The sequence below is a fragment of the Sutcliffiella horikoshii genome (genome assembly GCF_020524325.1).
Lineage (GTDB): Bacteria > Bacillota > Bacilli > Bacillales > Bacillaceae_I > Sutcliffiella_A > Sutcliffiella_A horikoshii_D.
The window spans coordinates 107,181-131,955 of record NZ_JAIVKY010000005.1; the positions used below are offsets into that span (position 1 = coordinate 107,181).

Annotated in this window: 22 protein-coding genes; 19 read left to right on the forward strand and 3 right to left on the reverse strand. The window is 42.2% G+C overall.

From position 1 onward, the window contains the following. Positions 1-25 precede the first annotated feature (25 nt). The 4 genes from LC091_RS05375 (at position 26) to LC091_RS05390 (ending at position 5,244) form a co-directional block, all read left to right on the forward strand. Positions 26-1,600: a fatty acid--CoA ligase gene (locus LC091_RS05375; RefSeq protein WP_226680894.1), complete on the forward strand. Its 1,575-nt coding sequence runs from the start codon at positions 26-28 to the stop codon at positions 1,598-1,600. Beyond that, positions 1,597-2,694, forward strand: coding sequence for a CaiB/BaiF CoA transferase family protein (locus LC091_RS05380; protein ID WP_226680895.1), 1,098 nt, complete (start codon positions 1,597-1,599; stop codon positions 2,692-2,694). Before LC091_RS05375 ends, LC091_RS05380 begins: the two co-directional genes overlap by 4 nt. Positions 2,695-2,733: 39 nt before the next feature. Beyond that, complete coding sequence (locus LC091_RS05385) at positions 2,734-4,356, forward strand: long-chain fatty acid--CoA ligase (protein WP_226680897.1); 1,623 nt, start codon at positions 2,734-2,736, stop codon at positions 4,354-4,356. 219 nt (positions 4,357-4,575) lie between these two features. Then, positions 4,576-5,244, forward strand: coding sequence for a DNA alkylation repair protein (locus LC091_RS05390; RefSeq protein ID WP_226680899.1), 669 nt, complete (start codon positions 4,576-4,578; stop codon positions 5,242-5,244). 60 nt (positions 5,245-5,304) lie between these two features. Here the strand turns inward: LC091_RS05390 and LC091_RS05395 are convergent, their stop codons facing one another. Beyond that, complete coding sequence (locus LC091_RS05395) at positions 5,305-5,733, reverse strand: VOC family protein (RefSeq protein WP_226680901.1); 429 nt, start codon at positions 5,731-5,733, stop codon at positions 5,305-5,307. A gap of 94 nt (positions 5,734-5,827) precedes the next feature. On the opposite strand from LC091_RS05395, the gene LC091_RS05400 reads away from it, so the two are divergent. From LC091_RS05400 to LC091_RS05420, 5 genes are all read left to right on the forward strand, one after another. Beyond that, complete coding sequence (locus LC091_RS05400) at positions 5,828-6,478, forward strand: RNA polymerase sigma factor (RefSeq protein WP_226680903.1); 651 nt, start codon at positions 5,828-5,830, stop codon at positions 6,476-6,478. Between the two features lie 44 nt (positions 6,479-6,522). Next, a complete protein-coding gene (locus tag LC091_RS05405; protein ID WP_226680905.1) occupies positions 6,523-7,401 on the forward strand; it encodes an alpha/beta hydrolase in 879 nt (292 codons plus the stop codon). Between the two features lie 83 nt (positions 7,402-7,484). Beyond that, entirely contained in the window at positions 7,485-8,342 is an 858-nt protein-coding gene (locus LC091_RS05410; RefSeq protein WP_226680907.1) for an STAS domain-containing protein, read from the forward strand. A gap of 36 nt (positions 8,343-8,378) precedes the next feature. Continuing rightward, complete coding sequence (locus tag LC091_RS05415; protein WP_226680908.1) at positions 8,379-9,266, forward strand: TIGR01777 family oxidoreductase; 888 nt, start codon at positions 8,379-8,381, stop codon at positions 9,264-9,266. A 67-nt stretch (positions 9,267-9,333) separates the two neighbouring features. Further along, positions 9,334-9,708 (forward strand): TraR/DksA family transcriptional regulator, encoded by a 375-nt coding sequence (locus LC091_RS05420; protein WP_226680910.1) that lies wholly within the window; start codon positions 9,334-9,336, stop codon positions 9,706-9,708. 139 nt (positions 9,709-9,847) lie between these two features. On the opposite strand, the gene LC091_RS05425 is transcribed toward LC091_RS05420, so the two are convergent. After that, positions 9,848-11,209 carry an MFS transporter gene (locus tag LC091_RS05425; RefSeq protein WP_226681322.1) on the reverse strand — a complete coding sequence of 454 codons (1,362 nt, stop codon included), beginning with the start codon at positions 11,207-11,209 and terminating at the stop codon, positions 9,848-9,850. Between the two features lie 20 nt (positions 11,210-11,229). Beyond that, the gene (locus LC091_RS05430) at positions 11,230-12,075 is read right to left on the reverse strand and encodes a patatin-like phospholipase family protein (protein ID WP_226680911.1); all 846 of its coding nucleotides are present in this window, start codon (positions 12,073-12,075) and stop codon (positions 11,230-11,232) included. Positions 12,076-12,305: 230 nt separating this feature from the next. On the opposite strand from LC091_RS05430, the gene LC091_RS05435 reads away from it, so the two are divergent. The 10 genes from LC091_RS05435 (at position 12,306) to leuB (ending at position 24,669) form a co-directional block, all read left to right on the forward strand. Then, complete coding sequence (locus LC091_RS05435; protein ID WP_226680914.1) at positions 12,306-13,286, forward strand: ABC transporter substrate-binding protein; 981 nt, start codon at positions 12,306-12,308, stop codon at positions 13,284-13,286. Positions 13,287-13,352: 66 nt separating this feature from the next. Next, positions 13,353-14,147 carry a (2Fe-2S)-binding protein gene (locus tag LC091_RS05440; protein ID WP_226680916.1) on the forward strand — a complete coding sequence of 265 codons (795 nt, stop codon included), beginning with the start codon at positions 13,353-13,355 and terminating at the stop codon, positions 14,145-14,147. 117 nt (positions 14,148-14,264) lie between these two features. After that, positions 14,265-15,527, forward strand: a complete 1,263-nt coding sequence (ilvA, locus tag LC091_RS05445) for a threonine ammonia-lyase IlvA (protein ID WP_226680918.1) — start codon at positions 14,265-14,267, stop codon at positions 15,525-15,527. A 530-nt stretch (positions 15,528-16,057) separates the two neighbouring features. Beyond that, the gene (gene ilvE / locus LC091_RS05450; protein ID WP_226680921.1) at positions 16,058-17,002 is read left to right on the forward strand and encodes a branched-chain-amino-acid transaminase; all 945 of its coding nucleotides are present in this window, start codon (positions 16,058-16,060) and stop codon (positions 17,000-17,002) included. Positions 17,003-17,151: 149 nt separating this feature from the next. After that, on the forward strand, positions 17,152-18,819 hold the full coding sequence (gene ilvD, locus LC091_RS05455; protein WP_226680923.1) for a dihydroxy-acid dehydratase: 1,668 nt from the start codon (positions 17,152-17,154) through the stop codon (positions 18,817-18,819). 28 nt (positions 18,820-18,847) lie between these two features. After that, entirely contained in the window at positions 18,848-20,563 is a 1,716-nt protein-coding gene (gene ilvB / locus LC091_RS05460; protein ID WP_226680925.1) for an acetolactate synthase large subunit, read from the forward strand. After that, positions 20,560-20,817, forward strand: a complete 258-nt coding sequence (gene ilvN / locus LC091_RS05465; RefSeq protein ID WP_010192589.1) for an acetolactate synthase small subunit — start codon at positions 20,560-20,562, stop codon at positions 20,815-20,817. Before ilvB ends, ilvN begins: the two co-directional genes overlap by 4 nt. 201 nt (positions 20,818-21,018) lie before the next feature. Next, positions 21,019-22,044 carry a ketol-acid reductoisomerase gene (ilvC, locus tag LC091_RS05470; protein WP_226680927.1) on the forward strand — a complete coding sequence of 342 codons (1,026 nt, stop codon included), beginning with the start codon at positions 21,019-21,021 and terminating at the stop codon, positions 22,042-22,044. Further along, complete coding sequence (locus tag LC091_RS05475; RefSeq protein ID WP_226680929.1) at positions 22,031-23,581, forward strand: 2-isopropylmalate synthase; 1,551 nt, start codon at positions 22,031-22,033, stop codon at positions 23,579-23,581. The genes ilvC and LC091_RS05475 overlap by 14 nt, the downstream gene beginning before the upstream one ends. After that, entirely contained in the window at positions 23,578-24,669 is a 1,092-nt protein-coding gene (leuB, locus tag LC091_RS05480; RefSeq protein ID WP_226680932.1) for a 3-isopropylmalate dehydrogenase, read from the forward strand. The genes LC091_RS05475 and leuB overlap by 4 nt, the downstream gene beginning before the upstream one ends. The last annotated feature ends 106 nt before the right edge of the window (positions 24,670-24,775 follow it).

Genomic DNA, 24,775 nt, shown 5'->3' on the forward strand with positions numbered 1-24,775 from the left:
TTAACGAAAAGTAGGAGGATGAAAGATGTCGATAACGATTGGAAAAATCTTTGATCTTACAGTACAAAAGTTTCCAGATAAAGAAGCGCTTTATGATGTGAAGAAAAATGTACGTTATACCTACAAGGAATGGAATTTGGAAGTGAACCGGTTAGCCAATGCCCTAAAAGATGAAGGAGTGAAGAAAGGGGACAGGGTCTCCACGCTACTTTTTAACACAGAAGAACTGGCAACCACGATGCTTGCTTGTGCAAAAATCGGAGCCGTCTTCAATCCAATCAATTTCCGTTTGCAGCCGGAGGAAGTTGCATTCATTCTAAATGACGCAAAGCCAAAAGTTGTAATGTATGAAAAAGCATTGGAGCCTGTAGTTGCTTCCATTGTTGGCCGCTTCGAGAATACAGGTTTCTGGATTATAGATGGGGAAGAAACCAGTTATTCCACCTCTTATCATGGAAAGCTAAAGTCATCTTCTGCTGAGGAAGTCTCAATCAGTGTCTTAGAAAACGACACATATGCCATTATGTACACAAGCGGAACGACAGGAAGGCCAAAAGGAGTCGTTCATCGCCATAGAGACATGGCAGAGCAGAGTTTAATTGTTATATCTGCCACGAAGCTTGAAGCGGAGGACATTGGACTCGTAACGGCCCCAATGTTCCATTGCGCAGAACTGCACTGTGCCGTCATTCCAAGAATTCATGTAGGTGGGAAGAATGTCATCCTGCATCATTTCGAACCAAAAAAGGTACTTCAGCTGATCCAAGAGGAAAAGGTGACAAAGTTTTTTGCCGCACCTACCATGTGGAATATGCTCTTACAAGAAAACTTTAATGAGTATGACTTGAGCAGCCTAAACCTTGGTTTATACGGTGCTGCACCAATGGCACCAGCACTTGTTAGGGCTTGTCACGACTTGTTCGGAATCTCCCTTGTCCAAGCATATGGTATGACCGAAATGGGACCAGCCATTACTTTTCTATCTGAAAAAGATCAGCTCAGGAAAGCAGGTTCCGCAGGTCAGGCCTGCTTGAATCATGAGATTCGAATTGTACGGCCGAACGAAGATGGACCAAGTGACCCAGATGATATGTTGCCAGCAGGAGAAGCGGGAGAAATTCTTGTAAAAGGCCCATGTATTATGAGCGCTTATTTCAACAGGGAAGAAGCGACGGCTGCTGCGATGTACAAAGGTTGGTACCATTCAGGGGACATTGGTTATCTGGATGAAGAAGGATTTTTATATGTAAAAGACCGTGTGGATGACATGATCATCAGCGGCGGGGAGAACATTTATCCACGGGAAGTTGAGGATGTACTATATGAACACCCTGCTGTTCTGGAAGTAGCGATTGTCGGTCTACCTGATGACCGTTGGGGGGAGACGGTGACGGCGTTTATTGTGAAAAAGAATGATAGTGTGACAGAGGAAGAACTGGATGCTTTCTGCTTGAACAGTTCAGAGCTTGCTCGATATAAACGTCCTCGTAAATATATGTTTGTAGATGCTCTCCCTCGAAATGCAAGCGGAAAAATTCAAAAGTTTGTGTTGAGGAAGCAGATGGAAGAGCTAGTGACAGGGGAAACACCATTCCGATGATTGAAAAATTGCTCGAAGGCATTAGAATATTAGATTTTACCAACTATCTACCAGGTCCATATGCTACGCAACGGCTCGCAGATCTTGGAGCAGAGGTAATTAAAGTGGAACCATTGGCAGGAGACCCCGCCCGTCACACAGGGGTGAAACGTGATGGTACTGGTGTGGTGTATCTCGCAAATAATCATGGGAAGATGAGTGTTTCCGTCGATTTGAAAGATGAAGGTGACAGGGATAGAATCATGAGTTTGGTTGAAGGCTGCGATGTTATTATTGAGAGTTTCAGGCCAGGTGTAATGGCCCGGTTTGGATTAGACTATGAAACTGTTAAACTTCATAAACCTGACATCATCTATGGTTCTATTACAGGTTACGGGAACCATGGTAGATGGAGTAAGCTCGGAAGCCATGATATCAACTATATGGCGTTGAGTGGGATGCTGGCACAATTAAAGGATACAACCGGCCGCCCCATTCACCCTTCCATCACCATAGCAGACTACTTTGGCAGTATGGCTGCTTGTGAGATGGTGCTTGCACTTTTATTGAAAAAGGAGCGGTCAGGTCTTGGGAGCTACCAATCTATCAGTCTGACGGACATTGCCGCTTCTTTCATGGGGACACATCTTTTGATTCATCAAGAGGTGGGTGAGGAGCAGGGTATTACGTTACTAAATGGGGAACTTATCAGTTATGGAATCTATGAAACAAAGGACGGGAGGTTTATGGCCCTCGGTGCACTGGAATATAAGTTCTGGCAGAATTTCTGCGAAGCGGTGGACAGGGAAGAATGGCTTGGAGCGCACTTTTCCGTTAGAAGAGACAGTAATCCTGTTTCAAAAGGGCTGGAAGAGTTGTTTGCTAGTCGGACTTTTGAAGAGTGGACAACCTTTAGCCAGGAGGTCGATTGCTGCTTAACACCGGTTTTGGAAGTTGGGGAACTTTCAAGTTATCCTTATTTTAAAGAGAATAATAGTATTTTTCATGATAAAGAAGGAAATGTGAAGGTTGCCATGCATAGTGGGAGTTACAAGGGTGTTAAGCCTGCACCATCTGTTGGGGAACATACTGTGAGATTGCTGGACAAGCTTTAATGTAAGCTATATTCATTTAATTGAGAGGGGTAATGTTAGATGATGAATGTACCAATGACCGTCAGTTCCATGCTGGAGAGAGCGGAGAGATTTTTCCCGAATAAAGAGGTTGTTTCTAGAACTCTATCAGGTGTACAGCGTTTGTCCTATCGGAAAATTGGGGAGCGGACACGCCGATTATCCAGTGCGCTAGAAAAGCTAGGGGTAAAAAAAGGCGATAGAGTCGGAACGTTTGCTTGGAATCATCACCGCCATTTAGAAACCTACTTTGGCATTCCAGGAATGGGGGCAGTGCTTCATACAATTAATATCAGGCTGGCTCCCGAGCATGTGTCTTATATCGTCAATCATGCAGAAGATGTGGTGCTTTTTGTGGATGAAGATTTGCTTCCGTTAGTGGAGCGGGTAAAGGACCAGTTGGGAACAGTAAAAGCATTCATCATTATGACAGATAAAGAAGAGCTCCCTGCGACTTCCTTACATCCAGTTTTCTCTTATGAAGATTTACTAGAAGAAGGGGACCCGAACTTCTCCTTTGTAAAAGATATTGATGAAAACGACGCAGCTGGAATTTGTTACACTTCCGCCACCACGGGTAATCCAAAAGGTGTCGTGTACTCCCATCGCTCATTGGTGCTTCATAGTTATGCACTTGGATTGGCGGATACTGCAGGGTTGTCAGAGTATGATACATGCATGCCGGTAGTACCAATGTTCCATGCAAATGCTTGGGGATTGCCTTTTGCCGCAACTTGGTTTGGAACGACACAGGTGCTTCCTGGACCACAGTTTACACCGCAACTTTTGGCAGAGTTAATAGAGAGCGAGAATATCACTTTGACTGCCGGTGTTCCGACCATCTGGCTTGGTTTATTGAATGAGTTGGAAAAAGGATCGTATGACACATCAAGCCTGCGGGCAATATTGTGTGGCGGGTCGGCTGCACCTCGCGGAATGATTAAGGCATTTGAAACCAAATACGGTATACCTTTCTTACATGCTTATGGCATGACTGAAACGACGCCACTTGCGACAGTTTCCAGGCTAAAAAGTCATCAAACAGATTTAGATGAAGAGAAAATGCTGGATATCCGTTCCATGCAAGGCTTGTTGGTTCCTGGACTTGAGATGAAAATTGTTGGTGCAGAAGGGGAAGTAGAATGGAACGGCGTGGAAATGGGAGAACTTTGCCTCCGCGGCCCATGGATTGCAGATGAGTATTACAAGGACGAACGTTCAGCAGATGCCTTCATTGATGGCTGGCTGCACACAGGTGACGTCGTTACAGTCGATTCAGAAGGAGTCGTTAAAATCGTCGACCGTACAAAAGATTTAATAAAGAGCGGTGGCGAATGGATTTCCTCTGTCGACCTGGAAAATGCCATCATGGCACATGAGGCGGTTTTCGAAGCAAGCGTAGTTGCCATTCCACATGACGAGTGGCAGGAAAGACCTATTGCGTGCGTCGTACTGAAAGAAGCTTATGCTGGAAAAGTAGACAAGCAAGAGATTATTGATTTCATCTCCCCTCAGTTCGCCAAATGGTGGTTGCCAGATGAAGTAATCTTCATGGAAGAAATACCAAAAACATCGGTAGGGAAATTTCTGAAACGTGCTTTAAGGGATATTGTGGAGAAAGAGATGAAGAGTACGGTGGAATAAGAGTTTTCTAAGGATAAGGAGAGAATGGGCCTTTCTTTTATTGGAAGGCCTGTTTTTTTGTTGGAGAGGATGGCAACAGTATTCTACAAACGGGTAATTTTGAAGTTGTAGTTTAGCACTACACAAGTAACGGTGAAGTAATTGTTATGGTACAATTGTAAGCATTAGGACGGATAAAGAATATTTAGACATTAGTGCTTTATTGAGGAGTTGTGTCAAATGAGTAATAATAAGAGCACAGAAATTAAACGCTCATCAAAAGCAGATAACATTCTTACTCAGATCAATAGTAAAACTAAGCTAGGCGACTTACGAAAAATCGCGAAGGACATTAAAAAAGATCACCAATTAGCTATGGAACTTTGGACAACCAGAGAGTTTTTGCCCAGACTATTGGCAATCTTAATTATGGACAAAAAACTTCTTTCACAAGATGTACTAAATGAGCTTGATAAGGAGATGCAGACTCACACATTTGATGAGCGAAATAACTTGATGGATTGGTTAATGGCTAATCAGCTCACCAAAGACAAGAAAAACATTGCATTAATGGAGTCATGGGAAAACAGTCCTTCTGCTCTTCAAAGGCGAGCTTTCTGGTATTATCAAGCGCGATTAAGATGGACTGGGCAAACACCGCCTGATAACACCGCAGACTTACTAGCTGCAATTGAAGCTGGTATTACGAAGGAAGAACCCGAAGTTCAATGGGCTATGAATTTTACCGCAGGTTGGATAGGCGTTTATGAAGAAAAGTATCGAGCACGTTGTATTAACGTTGGTGAAAAAACGGGTCTTTATAAAGATGAAATGGTATCAAAAGGATGTACTCCTAATTATTTGCCAGGGTTCATTGAGATTGAAGTTAACAAACGCATTAATAAGTAGTTATCACTTTATCTAAAAAAGAATTACCCATCCCAATAGATTGGTAATTCTTTTTCAATATTATTGATTCTTTCGGTCACGTTCCTGCATTTTTCTAACATTATCTGAATGGTAAGGGGAGCCATCGACTTCATTTACCACACTAAATGGGTTGCCATCTAAGTCAAAGAAATCAAAAAACTTCATTCCGCCAAAATCATCAATTTCAGAGGTTACGATACCCTTGCTTTTAAAATGTTGATGGGTTGCTGCAATATCATCAACAACAAAATTGAAATAGCCATTTTTCTGATTACCATTGGTTCTGAACTCAGTGGGCTGTGGGGATTCCACCTTTACCAAGGCTATTTGTGTTGGTCCTGATGGTAGATAAAATCCAATTCCATCTCCCCAACTTTCAATCATCTTTGCACCAAGAAATTTTTCATACCATTCTGTTGATTTTTCAATATCTGTAACTGGAATGAAAATACTACCTACTCTAAACATTATCTTCCTCCTCCAAATGAAATTCTTACTATTAACGTTAATTATAGTGTAAAAGTTACATCAAAAATAAAAATAAACGAAAAGGTGCTAGAAAATGTTTCTAGAAGATATAGAGTATGAGATTAATAAACTTTATAAGTATTGCTTAAAACTGTCAGGATCTCCTTGGACAGCTGAAGATTTAGTACAAGAAACGTTTCTAAAGGTGTATAAAATTAAAAAGACCGAACCGAGTAGGGAGTTTACATTTTCTTTTATGTGTACGGTGGCTAAAAACATGTTTATCGATGAGAAAAGGAAGTATAGAGAAAATATTCATTTAAATGAAGACTTATTGGGAAAAGAGTACGATTTTATAGAATTTTACGGTCTTATTGAATTTTTACTTACAAGTTTACCATTAAAGCAGTCCATGTTAATTACCTTAAAGGATGTATACGGATACAGTTCAAAAGAAATAGCGTCTATGTTAAGAGTGAGTGATGAGTCAATAAAAACAGCGCTTCATCGTTCTAGAAAGAAATTAAAATTAATACATACAACAACTATGGAAAAGAGAATTCAAATCCCAAATCATCAAATAATCATGGCGCTCTCAAAATCAATACGAGAATCTAAGCCTAAAGAGATATTCTATTATTATCGACTGTTAGAATCACAAAACTTTCAAGTGAAAAGAAGTTCTCATCATTCAGTATTCCATGTTATAGATCCCGATGGAAATATTTTAGAAATTGTATCTTAGTAATTTCACCTAATATCATTGGTTACGAAAGTGAGGGTACGCTGATGTTCAAATCTATTATTGCCAAAATATTACGCCTCTTACCTAATAAAGCATTAAAAACACCAATGATTCCTCTGCAACATGTAAAAATGAAAAAAGACGTGTTGATTGAAACATCTGTTCAACGTACTAAAATATCTCTTTATTATCCTCTAAAAACTAACCAGAAGAAGCTTCCTGTCTATATCAATTTCCATGGTGGCGCGTTTATCATGAATGATAAGGAGATGGATGATCCTTATTGTCGCTTCCTATCCAATAAGGCAGAATGTGTGGTTCTTAATGTCGATTATGTGAAAGCACCGGAACATCGTTTTCCTAAACCGATTGAACAGGGATTTGACATAATTCAATGGCTTAGAAGTAGGGCAGATGAGTTAGATATTGATGTGGAAAAAATGATGCTTGGCGGACAAAGTTCAGGTGCAAACATTGCAGCTGCCCTATGCCTGTACCTGGAAGAGAAAGGGGACAATCAGCCACTTCTCCAAGTGCTATCTTGTCCTATGCTGGATTTTGTTACTCCTCATGCAGATAAACCAGAACCAGATAAGTGGCGTTCGCGATATCCTCAAGTAGCAAATTTTATTAACATGTGTTATTTACCTGACAAAGAACATGCCGGACATCCACTTGCATCCCCTGTTCTAGCTAAGGTTAGTGAGCACTTAGCTCCTGCACTTATTCTAAATGCCGAGTATGATGCATTTAGACCTGAGGCTGAAAGTTATGCTGAGAAATTAAAAACCGCAGGGGTAACCGTTCATTACGAACTATTTAAAGACTGTTTCCATGCGTTTACCCATCTAGGCCCGAAAGAAAGAGCAGAAGAGGCTTGGGAGTTGATAGCAAGGAAAATGAGAGAAGTTGTAGAATCTTAATATGTAGATCACATTAGGAATTAGTGCTCTTTGTGTTTGTAACCGTTATAATATACTAAAATAAAAAAGTTAAGGAGATTTTTATGGAAAAGAACGTGGCATTACATGATTTTATTGTAAATAATACGGATTCCTTGACTAACGCTTGGTTCCAGTCAAAAAAAGCGAAGGAAGGTAGTATTTATTCGAGTACTGCTCCTACTATTGGTGAGAAATTACGTGTGCAAAACAAGAAGTTCATTACTACTATCGCCCAGATTTTTATCAACCCTGATACGGATTCAAATTATGATGCTATTAAACAATGGGCTTCTGATGTTGCGAAAGATAGAGTTTCCACCAATACGGAATTAAATGAAATCATTCCTCAGTTTAAAGTGTTTCGTCAAATTTACTGGAATAAAATTAATGAATTTGCAACAGAACCTACCAATTTGATAACTCCTGAGAAGCTGTTAACCTGGTCTAATCTATTCCATTATGCTTTTGATAACGTTATCGAGGAATTCGTGGCAACCTATACAGCTTATCACCGAGCAACACTCTTGGCACAACAAGAAATGATATCAGAGTTAAGCTCGCCAATTATTAAATTGACGAATGAAATTAGTGTTCTGCCATTGATAGGAAGCATTGATACACAAAGAGCGAAAGTTATCACAGAAACAAGCCTTAAACAGTGTCAGGAAAAGAATGTCGATTGTCTTGTCATCGATTTATCTGGTGTACCTATTGTAGATACAATGGTAGCCAATCAGTTATTTATCGTTGTCACCGCTTTAGAGCTCATTGGTGTGAAAAGCATTATTACAGGTGTTCGCCCTGAAGTAGCGCAGACAGCCATCCAACTGGGACTTGATTTCTCCCATATCACTATCTACTCTACTCTTCAAAAAGCACTGGAGAAATGGGAGTTTCGTAAAAAAAGAATTTTAAAATGAGGCCATTTAAATAAGAATTAGAAAAGAGGTACACCCTTGAAGAAAAAAGTTGTCCTCGCAGGAGGAACCGGATTTATTGGGAAATACCTAGAAAAGCAGTTCACTCAACAAAACTATGAAGTTATCATTATTTCAAGACAGCCTCAACACGTTGCCTGGACAGATACGAAGGGAATTGCCGCAGCGGTCGACAATGCAGAGCTGGTCATCAATCTGGCTGGAAAATCGGTTGATTGCCGTTATAATGAAAAAAATAAACAGGAAATTTTTGATTCTAGGACGGATACGACAAGAATTCTTGGGGAAGCAATCGAATCTGCTGTAAACCCTCCTGAACTATGGATCAACTCCAGTACAGCGACAATTTATAGACATGCTGAGGACAGACCGATGACGGAAGCAACTGGTGAAATAGGTGAGGGCTTTTCCGTAGAAGTTGCAAAAGCGTGGGAGAAATCATTTTTTGATTTTAACTTTCCACATACAAGACAGGCTGCATTGCGAATTGCGATTGTACTAGGAAAAGACGGAGGAGTTATGACTCCATTTAAAAATTTGGTCACATTTGGGCTGGGTGGAGTTCAGGGGCCTGGAACTCAAATGTTCAGCTGGGTACATATAGAGGATGTTTATCGAATCATGCTTTTCATTAGAGATAGGAAAGACTTACAGGGGGTGTTCAACTGCTCAGCTCCTAATCCTATCTCTAACAAGCAATTCATGGCTCAGATGAGAGAAAAAATGAATAGAAAGATTGGGTTGCCATCACCAAGATGGATGCTCGAGATTGGGGCTGTCGTCATTCGGACCGAAACAGAGTTAATCTTAAAGAGCAGGTGGGTCATTCCAGAAAGGTTGGAAAAAGAAGGCTATCACTTCAGGTATCCAGAGATAGATGAAGCATTAGCAGATATTTTATCGTAGAAAATTGGTTTGTTTTATTCCGTGTTTCAAAGGGTATACCTTCACTAGATGAAGGGAGTAGATAGAAATGACTTTAACCAAAGACAAGCAGAAAACACTTCAAACCAAACTTGAAAAGATGAAAGAAAGCATAGAGAAAAAGCAGGAAAGCAGTATATTGGACGAGTCCATGCGCGAATCTACAGGAGAAATTACTACGGGAATCGGCAACCACTTGGCTGAAGGCAACGCGGAGAGAGTGGAGCGAGAGCAGGAACAGACCTTTGAACAGATTGATGAGAAATTGCTAGGTGAGATTGACGAAGCATTAGCTAGGATAGAAGAAGGAACATATGGTACTTGTGTCGATACTGGGGAAGAAATTCCTTATGAGAGGCTTGAAGCATTGCCTTATGCAAAGAGAACTGCTCAAGCTCAGGAGAAGTTTGATAAAGGTGAATAAATAATAAAAAGCCAGAAACAAACGCTTTTCAGCGTATGGTTTCTGGCTTTTATTACGATGCCAGACTTGTTCAATACGGAGGAGTTTTGGCACTGGAGAAACGTAACGATACTTGATTTAATTTAGCTAGTGACAATTATCAAGACTGTCTCCCTTTACTTCTTCTATACTGATAAAACACAACAGAAGTCAGTAACAATAACCCTGTAACCCCAAGGAATATATTGCGGTATATCTCTTCTACTGGTAAGTCCCCTTGCCACACAATCAACAATCCAGTCAATGCCACTCCAAAAGCACCGCCGAAGAACTGAACAAGCTGGGCAATCCCCATGCCGGCACCAAGCTCCGACTTATCCAAAATCCTTGATATCTCATTGGAGATGCTTGAAGTGAGTGCTGAAAATCCTGTACTCATGAACATATAGGTAACCAAAATCACATACGGGGAAAGGTTCCCGAGCAGCCCGAATGATAATGTGGAGATGATTAAAAACACCTGACCGAACAAAATCAGTGGCATATTGCCAAAGCGGTCGATGAATCTGCCGATAAATTGAGCGGCGATAGCAGAAAGAATCGCCCCGGGAAAGATAAGCAAGCCAATGGTAGCCGGTTCCTTGTTAAATATCACTGCCAGCATAATCGGCATTAAAAACAATGCCGAGAAATGCGAGATAAATGCACCGAATCCAATACCTAGCAGTTTCACAAACTGCCCATTTTTTAACAGTGCAGGCTGAATGAACGGTGTAGAAACCTTGTGTATATGGCGCCATAGCCACAATAGTGCAGCAATACTGACCAGTAAAATTGGTATCTTAAAAGTGGAAAGGTAAAGTAAAAGTCCTGTTACGCCAATACCAATTAACAGACCACCAAGGTAGTCAAATTTTATTTTCTCTGTTTCTTCGTGTGGCAGTAGTTTTCGAAACAAGGGCAGGAGCAGTAAGACGAATCCTGTTATGACGAAAAGATAATGCCAGCCCAAGTATTGGGTGATTAGTCCCCCGATTACCGGGCCAAGTCCAAATCCAAGGGAGGCTGCAGAAGAGATGAACGCCATCGCTTTTCCTCTTCTTGAAATAGGGATGTATCTACCCGCCAACACCATGGCGAGCCCCGGGACAGCCCCTGCACCTGCCGCTTGTAATAGTCTTGCGGCTAATAACCAGACGAAATCCTGCGAAAAGAAACCGATAATCGAAGAAATGGCCAACAAGCCAAGTCCTATGCTCAGCAACTTTCTAATCGGTAAAAAATCTGACAATCTGCTATAGGTCAAGGTTGAAATCGCGAAAACGATGGAATAGCCAGATACAATCCAAGAAGCGGTGGAAGAGGATAGGCTCAGCTCACTCAATACACTTGGCAAGGCAACATTGAACATGGTCGTATTCATGACAACAAGCCAGACGGTGGCACTCCAGATAAGGATGATTTTATTTTCTTGTATTACGGGTTGTTCTAGATCTTTAAGATCGGCAGCGTGTGATGCCATTTTTCTCACCAGTTTCTATCTTAGTTTTGTAAAAATTCTTGTAGTGCCTTGTAGTTGTTTTTCGCATCCTCATACCCCAGTTCATAAAGGGCTTGAAGACGTTCCCTTTTCCGTTCCATTCTGCCTACAGGTAAAGGCTTGCTCGGCTGGAATACAAAAGTGGAACCAGATTCCTTCGCTTCTTCAACATAGTCCAATGTCTCATTATAAAGCTTGTAACGTGTCTGAAGGCGGTCTGAAATAATTGGAAATTGCTTGTATTTGAAAAGTGAAGAGAATCGGCTAGCTTTCTTTTTGTAACCAACAGGCTTTGTCAAAATCACAACATTTTTTTCAAAGCCGTCTTTCTGAGCTTTTTTTAATGGGATTGGATCAATGATTCCACCGTCTAAAAGCATTCTGTCCTGATAAGCGACACTTGGCGCAACAAATGGAAGGGAACTTGATGCTCGAATTAACTGAAGCATATCTTCTCCATGCTGGTCCATGTTGTAGTAGACAGGTTCGCCTGTCAGACAATCCGTCGTCACGACAACAAACTGCTCCGTTCTGTTCAAAAATGTCTCATAATCATAAGGAACAAGCTTATTCGGAATTTCATCAAATAAGAAGTCCATGTCGAACATCTGCCGTTTTTTCCAAAAGTTACGATAGGAAAGATATCTAGGGTCTCCAACGAAGTCGATGTTGACCTTTTTGTTCCTACCCGGCTGTCTGGATAGATAGGAAGCTGCCATGCAAGCTCCTGCAGAAACACCAATCACATATGGAAAGTATAAGTCCTTTTCCATAAAATATTCTAAAATTCCGGCAGTATATACTCCGCGCATACCTCCGCCTTCCAGTACTAATCCACTGTTCAACAACTTCTATCCCTCATTTCATATCATTAACAATTCCATTCTTTTCATAAAGCATATTGTAACAAACGACTACAGCCTTTGTCCGCAACGGTGCCTGAAAATATCTGTGTGACAAAAAGTCCATGTAAAATGTTCAAAAAGTGCATAGCTTTCCTAGTCTTCGCGACCTATAATAATGAAAATCATTATCAATTATAAAGACTGATCAACAGTCAGAAGAAAGGGAGATATAAATGAGAAAGAACAAAGGGTTTATTCAATTACTGCTTACTTTCAGTTTACTGGCATTAATTTTAGCTGGATGCGGAGCAAATAATACAGGAACAGGTGAAAACAGTTCCAAAAATGATGATGAAGTAAAAACGGAAGAGTTTCCACAATACACGGTTCAACATGCAATGGGAGAAACAACGATGGAAGAAACACCGAAAAAAGTCGTGGTACTGACAAACGAGGGAACAGAAGCTGTATTGGAACTTGGTGTAACACCGGTGGGTGCTGCCAGCCCCGGTATAGGAACAGAGTGGTATGCTCATATCAAAGAAGAAATGCAAAGGGTAACGGAGCTGGGAGAAGAAACAGCACCAAACCTTGAGACGATTGCAAGCCTGCAACCTGACTTGATCATTGGAAACCAGATCCGTCCTGAAGAAATTTATGAACAATTAGAAGCGATTGCACCAACTGTATTCTCTGAAGATTTAGCAGGAGACTGGAAGCAAAACTTTGAATTATATGCAAAAGCATTGAACAAAGAGGCAGAAGGCAAAGAAGCATTGGCAAACTATGATGAGCATGTGGAAGAAGTAAAAGGGAAGCTCGCAGATGAATTGAATATGGAAGTTTCCGTTGTCCGTTTCTTGCCAACAACGGTTCGTATCTATCAAAAAGATACATTTGCAGGAACGATCCTTTCTGACTTAGGGTTTGCATGCCCAGAAGCACAAGATAAAGACAATTTCATGGAAGTCATTACAGAAGAACAGATGAGTAGCATGGATGGAGACGTTATGTTCTATTACAACGCCGACTATGATGAGGAAAAAGGCGGAACCAAAATGCAAGAAGCTTGGATGCAGCATCCTCTATATGAAAAACTGAATGTTGCTCAAACAGATTCTGCTTATAAAGTAGATGAAATCATTTGGAACCTTTCTGGTGGCATTAAAGCGGCAAATCTTCTATTAGAAGACATCGTAAAGTATATGGAATAAATGTAATAGAAAATAAGGAAGGTTGGCATCTGCTGTCAGCCTTCTTTTAGTAAAAGGAGGGAGACTATGGAGCTGCAAAATAAGACGTGGACATGGGAACAGATGGAGAATTTCTTTTATATGACGAACCAAGAGAAAGAGGATGTTGTCTGGGATTGTCGGATAAGGGAGCTGGTGAAACCCGAAATTCTACAAAAGCTCCTAGAACTTTATGGAGAGGGAATCAAGGCAACAACAAAGGACGTTACAGTCATGTATTTTGCAGGCTGGTTTGGATATTTATGTGGAGCAATGCATTTCTTATCTTCAGACGGATGGAAGGTCAACGCTGAAAAAATTAAACTTCAACTATACAAAAATCAGCGTGGAACGATGTTGGTTTCATTTATCGTTCACTCGGAAAACTTCATTAAAATCGAATGCAGTGGGTGGGTAGAGGAATTTTATAAAGCAAACATGAAGCCCGTATTTATGCTGATGCAAGCTATGTCTACTAACAATAACCTTCTACATATTTGGTACCAGGCGAGCCATAGTCTATACTGGATTTCAGATCGAATGAACCATTCAGGTCTTTCTGAAAGGTACATATTGCAATACGAAAAAAATGTGGAGTTGTTTAAAAAGGTAACTCCTTCTTCCTGCATGGGAGTGATGGGGCAACAACATCCCTATGCAAAGAAACTAATATTTATCGAAAATCCATGGGATTTACAAGACCCGATGCCTTTAAAACCTTCATGCTGTCTTGCTTATCAAACAGAAGGAGGACACTTATGTTATACCTGTCCGAGAATGAAAAAGTCGGAACGGCAAGAGAAATTTAATAAAGTTTTAGCAGAGCATTCGACAATGAGTTAAACCTGTCGAATGCTTATTTTAGTGGTCACGCGGAAATTTCATCGTGACTTTTTAAAAGGACTTGTTGTACAATAATTCACAATATTCATTTTTCACCAAAAGAAAGGAGCGGTAAAAGTGGCAAAAGCATTACAAACAAGAGTGACAACTGAAGAAGTGGAACATGCCTATGAGGTACTGAAGGATGTGGTTGTCAGAACCCCGCTTCAGTTGGATAGCATTCTATCAGAGCGATATAACTGTAAGGTGTACCTGAAACGGGAAGATCAACAGATGGTAAGGTCTTTTAAAATTAGAGGAGCGTACTATTCAGTTCATAGTTTAGCAGAGGAACAGCGAGCAAAAGGTGTGGTTTGTGCCAGTGCAGGCAACCATGCCCAAGGAGTTGCCTATGCATGCAAAAAGCTTGGAATAAAAGGAAAGATCTTTATGCCGACGACTACCCCGCGCCAAAAAGTGTCACGCGTAGAATTTTTTGGTGGAGAGTTTACAGAAGTTGTTCTTACGGGCGACACGTACGATGATTCTTATCAGCAGGCGATGAAGGTTTGTGATAAAGAAGGGATGAAGTTTATCCACCCTTTTGACGATCGGTTAACCATTACCGGACAGGCAACAGTTGGCTTGGAAATTTCTGAACAATTGCAAGAGGAATGTTCTCATGTGTTTATGAGCATAGGCGGTGGGGGGCTCATCTCCGGTGTGGGATCTTACTTGAAAGAAAAGCGTCCCAATACAAAATTGATTGGTGTAGAACCGTTCGGGGCTCCAGGTATGAAGCAATCATTGGCTCAAAATGAAGTGGTGCGATTAAATGAGATTGATAGCTTTGTAGATGGAGCGGCTGTAAAGCAGGTGGGGCAGCTGCCGTTTGAGCTTACTAAAGGCCTAGCAGATGATGTGGTATTGGTACCAGAAGGAAAAGTGTGTACCACCATCCTAAATTTGTACAACGAAAACGCCATTATTGCTGAGCCTGCTGGAGCGTTGTCTATTGCTGCACTTGATTTTTATAAGGATGAGATTGCCGGTAAGACAGTAGTCTGTATTGTGAGCGGAGGCAACAATGATTTAGACCGGATGCAGGAAATGAAAGAAAGGTCCTTGATCTATGAAGGGCTTAAACATTACTTTATTGTCAACTTCCCTCAGCGTGCAGGAGCATTGCGGGAATTTATGGAGGATGTGCTGGGCCAGACGGATGATATCACACGTTTTGAGTACACCAAGAAAAACAACCGAGATAAAGGTCCGGTGTTGGTTGGCGTCGAATTACGGAAGCCTAACGATTATTTTGCCATTATTGAACGAATGGAAAAGAAAGGTTTCACGTATATCGAGATTAATAAAGATAAGCAGTTGTTTAATTTATTAATATAATTATAGTTTGTCTAGAGGAAGAGCGGGGTAACCCGTTCTTTTTTTATGTTTTGAGAGAAAAAAAGAAGGGTATGTAAAAAAATTTAACAAACTTATGTAAGCGTTTTCTTTGTTTATAGGACAAAAATGAAAGCGTTTTACTGTTGTCAGTAAAATTAGAATTATCTGAAATTAAGTGTTGACTGCCTGTATAGACGGTATTAAAATAACATCAACTCAAAGAAACATTGATAATTGAAATAACATTTCACATATCAGAAGGGTGTCTAGGGTTCCGGTGATTTCAGGAAAGTAAAGTGGTAGTGCAAGAAAGAAAAAATCTTTGCAATATCATTTCAATTTTCCAATCATGTCTGGTCCGAGCGATACCAGCACGATCTTCATAGATGGTGTACACCGCGAGGAAAAAAGCCTCTACGGATAGGTTCTGATGAACGCTTGACGTTTATTCAACCTGACCAAGGGGCAACTTTTAAACTATTATATGTCAGAATATTCAAACAATAAAAAGTGGAAAGAGGAGATTAGTTATGTGTAGATACATCTATATGAATGGGCAGCTAGTAGAAAAAGAGAAGGCAGTTGTATCTGTATATGATCATGGATTCCTATATGGCGATGGCGTTTTTGAAGGAATCCGAATGTATAACGGTAATGTATTCCGTCTTCGCGAACATCTTGAAAGATTATATGATTCTGCAAGGTCTGTATTATTGGACGTCCCCTATACGATGTCTGAACTAGAGGATATTATCGTTGAGACTCTCAGAAAGAACAAATTGCATGATACGGCCTATATTCGACTGGTCCTATCAAGAGGAGTCGGCGATCTCGGTTTAGATCCCACAAAATGCAAAACTCCAAACCTGATTGTCATTGCTGAGCAACTTTCCTTATTCCCAAAAGAACTGTACGACGTAGGGATTACAATGGTAACCGTTCCTACTCGAAGAAACCGCCCGGATATCTTAAGTCCGAAAGTAAAATCACTTAACTATTTGAACAACATCATGGTAAAAGCAGAAGCAAATATGGCGGGTGCCAATGAGGCACTGACGCTTAACACAGAAGGTTATGTAGCAGAAGGATCAGGACAGAACATTTTCATCCTGAAGGGCAATAAATTATTAACACCTCCGAGTTATGTCGGAGCACTGGAAGGCATCACACGAAACGCCATCATCGATCTCGCTAATGAAATGGGTTATGACGTTCGAGAAGAACCATTTACGAGACATGACGTTTATGTAGCTGACGAAGTATTCCTAACCGGAACCGCAGCAGAGGTGATCCCGGTTATCAGTCTGGATGGCAGAAAAATCGCAGACGGAAAACCAGGCAAAGAAACCCACAAAATCCTAAACCGTTTCCGCCAACTAGTCGTAGAAGACGGCCACAAAGTCTACCCAGAAGAAACCCAAGTAGGATGGGAAATCAACGGCGGAGTGCTGTTGGGTGAAGCGTTGAATCATTAAAGAGATAAAAAACTAAAGAGGGGTCTGACCCTCACCGCGTTAAAGCGTTAAAGAGAGGTCTGACCCTCACCACATTAAAGCATTAAAAAGGGACCCTTGTCATCACGAATAAACCTGTCAAGGTCCCTTCTAAAGGAGTGAAGCAACCGATGAGAAGTAATACGATCAAGAGAGGTATTGATAGAGCACCACATAGAAGTTTGTTGCGTGCAGCTGGGGTAAAGGAGGAGGATATGGATAAGCCGTTTATCGGTGTTTGTAACTCTTATGTGGATATTATCCCGGGTCATATGCATTTAAATAAATTCGCGGAAGTAGTAAAGGAAGCAATCAGGGAAGCGGGAGGAGTACCTTTCGAATTTAATACAATAGGAGTGGATGATGGAATTGCCATGGGTCATATCGGAATGCGTTATTCCCTGCCAAGTCGGGAACTGATTGCAGACTCAGCAGAAACGGTCATCAACGCTCACTGGTTTGACGGCGTCTTTTACATCCCGAACTGTGACAAGATCACACCAGGGATGCTCATGGCAGCAGCCAGAACCAATGTCCCTGCAGTATTCGTATCAGGAGGGCCAATGGAAGCCGGTCGAACAAAGGACGGCAGGCCATTATCCCTTGTTTCCGTCTTTGAAGGAGTAGGCAGCGTCCTTTCCGGAAAAATGTCCCGTGAAGAGCTGCTGGAAATTGAATCTAGTGCCTGTCCGACATGTGGATCCTGCTCGGGAATGTTCACGGCAAACTCCATGAACACCCTTATGGAAATGCTCGGAGTGGCACTGCCTGGTAACGGTACCATGGTGGCAACCTCCAATGAGCGCCACCAATTGATTAAAGATGCAGCCAAGCATCTTATGAGACAAATCGAAGAAGATGTAAGACCAAGAGATATCATCACAAAAGAAGCAATCGACGACGCTTTTGCACTGGACATGGCAATGGGCGGATCGACCAATACCGTTCTACATACACTTGCCATCGCACACGAAGCGGGAATTGAGTACAAATTAGAAGACATTAATAAAATTGCAGAAAGGGTCCCTTATTTATGCAAAGTAAGTCCGGCATCAGACTACTCCATGGAAGATGTTCATGACGCAGGTGGGGTAAGTGCCATCATCAAGGAATTATGTCAAATGGAAGGCGCTATTCACCCAGATAGAATCACCATTTCCGGTCAAACCATTAAGGAAGTGGTGGATCACGCACAAATCGTGAACGACCAAGTTATCCGACGTAAAGATAATCCATACAGTCCCGTAGGTGGGCTAAGTATTCTGTTCGGTAACCTTGCTCCAAACGGAGGAGTTATCAAAGTTGGGGCAGTAGATCCATCCATCAAAACGTTTACAGGAGAAGCCATCATTTTTGAATCCCAAGATGAGGCACAGGAAGGCATTAATAGTGGTAAAGTCCGCGAGGGTCACGTAGTAGTTATCAGGTATGAAGGACCAAAAGGCGGCCCAGGAATGCCAGAGATGCTTGCACCAACATCCTCCATTGCAGGCCGAGGATTATCCACAAAAGTGGCACTCATCACAGATGGAAGATTTTCTGGAGCATCAAGGGGAATCTCCATTGGGCATATCTCCCCGGAAGCGGCAGAAGGCGGACCGATTGCATTCGTGGAAAACGGAGATATCATCCAAATTGATTTGGAAAAACGCTCTATCCATCTCTTAGTAGAGAGTGAAGAATTAGAGGCAAGAAAGCAAAACTGGAAACAACCAGAATCTAAAGTGAAAAGCGGGTACCTTGCAAGGTATGCAGCACTTGTGACTTCAGCAAATACAGGTGGAATCTTAAAAGTATAAGTTTTAAAAATAAGGAGGTGGAGAACGAATGAGTACAGTTGAAGAGAGCGGAACAAAGGTGGCGCAGAAGTTGCTTACAGGTTCAAGGATGATTGTCGAAGCGTTAAAAGAAGAGAAAGTGGAAGTGATATTCGGCTATCCCGGTGGAGCTGTACTAAATATTTATGACGCACTATATGACGGTGGAATCCCTCACCTCCTGACTAGACATGAACAAGGTGCCATCCATGCAGCGGAAGGATACGCCAGGATTACCGGAAGACCTGGGGTGGTCATTGCCACTTCTGGTCCAGGTGCTACCAATATTGTCACTGGTCTTGCTGATGCGATGATTGACTCCCTTCCGCTAGTAGTAATTACTGGTCAGGTTAATTCACAAGTTCTTGGATCAGATGCCTTTCAAGAAGCACCGATTTTAGGGATTTCGATGCCAATTACTAAACATAATTTCCAGGTTCAGGATGTCAAGGAGCTCCCAAGAATATTTAAAGAGGCGTTCCATATTGCATCTACTGGTAGACCAGGACCGGTATTGATTGATATACCGAAAGACATCACCGCCACTTCAGGTATTTACGATTACACAAAAGAAGTGCACCTGCCTGGTTACAAGTTACAGACTGAACCTGATCCACAGGCAGTAAAAAAAGTAGCACAGGCCTTAAAGAAAGCGGAAAAGCCCGTTATTTTAGCTGGCGCAGGCGTTCTCCACAGTAAAGCAACTAATGAATTGAGGGAACTGGTTGCAAAAACAACCATTCCAGTAGCCAATACATTACTAGGACTTGGCAGCTTTCCGGCAGACCACCCTTTATTCCTTGGAATGGCGGGCATGCACGGAACATACACAGCCAATATGGCCCTTTATGAAGCAGACCTGATTATCAACATCGGCGCCCGATTTGATGACAGACTGACAGGCAACTTGCAAGAGTTCGCTAAGTTTGCAAAAGTGGTACATTTTGATATTGATCCATCCGAAATCGGCAAAAATGTCCCGACGGATTATCCAGTAATCGGGGATGCAGCAAAGTCGCTTCAATTACTATTAAAAGAGTTACAAGAAACGGCGGATACAAGTAGTTGGCTCGAACAACTCTTGCAATCTAAAGAAGATTATCCATTATGGTATGTAGAAGATGGCGAGACATTCAAACCTCAAAAGCTTGTAGAACTTGTTCATGAACTAACAAAAGGAGAAGCGATTGTCACGACAGACGTTGGACAGCATCAGATGTGGGCGGCGCAATTCCACGGATTTCAAAAGCCTGATCGCTGGGTAACTTCAGGTGGCCTTGGTACAATGGGCTTCGGTTTACCTGCAGCAATTGGCGCGCAGGTGGCAGAACGGCCATCAACAGTTGTAGCTGTACTTGGGGATGCTGGTTTCCAAATGACACTGCAGGAGCTTGCTGTCCTGAAAGAATACGAACTTCCGGTAAAAGTAGTGCTAGTAAACAATCAATCTATGGGAATGGTACGACAATGGCAGCAACTCTTTTATAAGGAAAGATACTCAGAATCCTTACTGCCAAACCAGCCGGATTACGTTAAACTATCTGATGCATTCGGGATCAAGGCGGCGGTAGTCCAAAATGAAGAAGAATTCCGAGCGGCATTCACTGAAGCACTTGCTACAGATGAGCCATTTTTATTAGATTGCCGGGTGACTCCAACGGAAAATGTGTATCCGATGATTGCTCCAGGAAAAGGAATTCAACAAATGGAAGGTGTGAAGCCATGAAGCGAACATTGTCGCTCCTAGTAAACAACCAGCTTGGAGTTTTGAACAGATTGACCAATCTTTTTCTTAGAAAAGGATTAAACATTGAAAGCCTGGCAGTAGCACCTGTCAATGAATCGTCCATTTCCCTCATGACCATCGTCGTAAACGTGGTAGAGGAACAAGAAGTGGAAAAAATAAAGCTTCAGCTAGACAAACAAATCGACGTCATCCAAATCACCGACATATCCGAGCAAATTGCTCTAACAAATTAACGGAATATTCTTAATAATAATGCAGTTTTACCCGTTGACTGTAGTGTAAGGCGTGAGACTCCAGCGGGGGATAACGGTTGGTTGAGACCCCTGAAGCGTTGTGAGTAGGCTCAAGCACCGTCCCGCGGAAAGCGAACGCCTGGAACGAAAGTCATCGGGAGTTCGTTCAAATACTTATATTTTCCCAAGGAGGAATTACAAATGGCAGCAAACATGTATTATAACGACGACATCTCCCAAGCAGCACTTAACGGAAAAAAGGTAGCAGTAGTAGGCTACGGATCCCAGGGCCATGCCCATGCACAAAACCTACGTGACAGCGGCGTAGAAGTAGTAGTAGGCGTTCGACCCGGCGGCTCATGGGAAAAAGCAAAAGAGGATGGATTCCAAGTATACTCTGTGGGAGAAGCAGTAGCACAAGCAGACGTGGTAATGGTTTTACTACCTGACGAAAGACAACCGGAAGTATACAAACAGGAAATTGAACCACATCTTACTGAAGGAAAAGCATTGGCATTTGCCCATGGCTTCAATGTCCATTTCCATCAAGTGGTTCCTCCAAAAGACGTAGATGTATTCTTAGTCGCACCAAAAGGACCTGGCCATTTAGTAAGACGAGTATATGAAGAAGGTGGCGGTGTACCTGCACTCTTCGCAGTCCATCAAAATGCATCAGGTGAAGCGAAAGAAGTTGCATTGGCCTACAGTAAAGCGGTAGGTGCCGGAAGAGCAGCCGTTATGGAAACAACTTTTAAAGAAGAAACAGAAACAGATTTATTCGGAGAACAAGCGGTTCTATGCGGTGGAACAACAGCCCTTGTAAAAGCTGGATTCGAAACGCTGGTGGAAGCAGGATATCAACCTGAAGTCGCTTACTTCGAATGTCTACATGAACTGAAATTAATTGTAGATCTTTTATATGAAAATGGATTAGAGGGAATGCGCTATTCCATCTCAGACACAGCTCAATGGGGAGATTTTACCGCAGGCCCACGAGTGGTAAATGACGGGACAAAGGATGAAATGAGAAAAATCCTTTCCGAAATTCAATCCGGTCAATTCGCTAAAGGTTGGGTGCTTGAAAACCAGGCAAACCGCCCAATGTTCCACTCTATCAATGAACAAGAAAAACAACACCCACTCGAAGTGGTAGGAAGGGAGCTCCGCGCAAAAATGCCATTCATCCAATCGAAGAAGAAAGGAGTCGTTGGCAGTGCGAAAGGTTGACATATTTGATACAACACTAAGAGACGGTGAACAGTCAGCCGGGGTGAACCTTCATCCCCATGAAAAATTAGAAATAGCGATTCAATTAGAAAAGTTTGGAGTCGATGTAATGGAGGCAGGTTTTCCTGCTTCCTCCTACGGGGATTTCCAAGCAGTCCAGCAAATTGCTAGGACCATAAAAAAGTCAAGAGTGGTTGGTCTTGCCCGATCCGTCAAATCAGATATCGATGCCGTCTATGAAGCGGTGAAGGATGCTGACAAAAACGGCGTTCACGTATTCTTGGCAACCTCCCCCATTCATATGGAATACAAATTAAAGAAAAAGCCGAAAGAAGTAGTGGAAGCAGCCGTTCAGGCAGTCGAATACGCTAAACGTTTTTTTGATCATGTTCAATGGTCTGCTGAAGACGCTACAAGAAGCGAATGGCCTTTCTTGGCTCATATCATTGAAAAGGTCATTGATGCCGGTGCAAATGTCATTAACCTTCCTGACACAGTGGGATATACGACTCCACTTGAATATGCTCAATTAATCACATATATTCGCGAACATGTGCCGAATATCCATAAAGTAAAACTATCAGCCCATTGCCACGATGACCTTGGATTGGCCGTTTCTAATTCTCTCGCAGCCATTCAAAGTGGGGTCGATCAGATTGAAGGGACCATCAATGGAATCGGGGAGCGTGCTGGAAATGCATCCTTGGAAGAAATCATCGTTGCCCTTCAAATAAGAAAAGACGTGTACGAGGTGGAAACAAATATTGATTTAAAACAAACGGTCAGAACAAGCAACCTTGTCAGTAAACTGACCGGCATGATTGTTCCACAAAATAAAGCTGTAGTCGGAGCAAACGCCTTTGCACATGAATCAGGAATCCACCAAGATGGGGTGCTGAAAAACAAGAGTACTTATGAAGTGATCAACCCGGAGATGGTCGGACTTCATTCCAATAAAATGGTTCTTGGCAAGCATTCCGGCAGTCATGCCTTCAAGCAACGATGCGAGGAACTGGGCTTATTTTTGAATGAAGAAGAAGGAAAAAAACTGTTTAAAGCGTTCAAAGATCTTACGGTGAAAAAGAAAGAAGTAACCGAGGACGATATTTTTGCCTTGATGATGGATTCATCCGTTAAAGGGCTTTTCCCTCATTACCGAATGGAGACATTACAAATATCTTATGGTTCCAACATTATTCCGACAACAACCATTGCCATTAAAACAGAAGACGGAGAAGTGCTCCAAGAATCTGCTACAGGAAAAGGAAGCGTGGAATCTGTATACAATACAATCTCTAGAATTCTACAAAAAGAAATTTCGCTGCTTGACTATCGCATTCAATCTACGACAAACGGAAGTGACGCGCTTGCCGAGGTATATGTGAAAATTAGTTGCGAAGGTGAAGTCTCTAGCGGCAGAGGAATAGAACATGATGTGCTAGAAGCTTCAGCAAAAGCTTATCTGGATGCAGTCAATCGCTTATCCATTAAAGAAAAATTTGCAAGATACTCAGCAAAAGGGGTGGAGGTAGGATGAGTCAGTTTACCATCAGTGTCTTGCCTGGTGACGGCATCGGCCCGGAAGTGGTAAGGGAAGCGATACTTGTACTAGAGCAGGTTGCAAAGAATTTTCAACATACATTCACTTTTAACTATGGCAAGATCGGGGGAGTTGCTGTCGATGAGACAGGGACTCCTCTTCCACAAGAAACGGTCGAATTATGTAAAAACAGCCACGCAATTCTTTTAGGAGCGGTTGGCGGACCAAAATGGGATGAAGAAACACCTGAGAGAAGGCCGGAAGCTGGTTTACTAGGAATCCGCAAAGCGTTGAAGCTTTACGCCAATCTCCGTCCTGTCACATTGTTTGAATCGCTTATCCATGCTTCTCCACTAAAAAGAGAAGTAGTGCTAGATACTGATATTTTAATAGTGAGGGAACTGACAGGCGGTATTTATTTTGGCTCTCCACGTGAGAGAAGACAAGGTAAGGACGGACTAGAGGTAATAGACACGCTTCACTATACGGAAAAAGAAATGGATCAAATCATCCGTAAAGGTTTTGATGTCGCGCAAGGAAGGAAGAAAAAAATCACCTCTGTTGATAAGGCTAATGTATTAGAAAGCAGCAGGCTTTGGAGGGAAACGGCCAACCGGATCGCCAAGGAATACCCAGATGTCCAATTAGACCACATGCTAGTGGACAATGCGGCAATGCAATTAGTCAGAAACCCAAGTCAATTTGATGTAATCGTAACAGAAAATATGTTTGGAGACATTTTAAGCGATGAAGCCTCGATGCTGACAGGCTCCCTTGGCATGTTGCCGTCTGCAAGTCTCGGGTTAGACGGTCCAGGCCTGTACGAACCTATCCACGGTTCTGCACCAGATATTGCCGGCAAGAATGTAGCCAATCCAATAGCTACCATCCTTTCAACCGCCATGCTTCTAAGGCACTCCCTAGGCTTAGAAGAAGAAGCGGCCTCTGTCGAACGTGCAGTAGACCTTGCACTAGAAGAAGGCTACCGCACCCAAGACATCGGCTCCGAATGGGAACGCCTCCTCGGCACCGCCCAAATGGGAGAAGCAGTAAGAAGCTATCTAAGAGCACCGATAAAAAATTGATAGATAATGTAGTTACTATGAAAGTACGATATTTACCTGTAGATTGAAGTGTAAGGTGTGAGACTCCAGCGGGGGAGTAACGGTAGGTTGAGACCCCAAAGGCGAA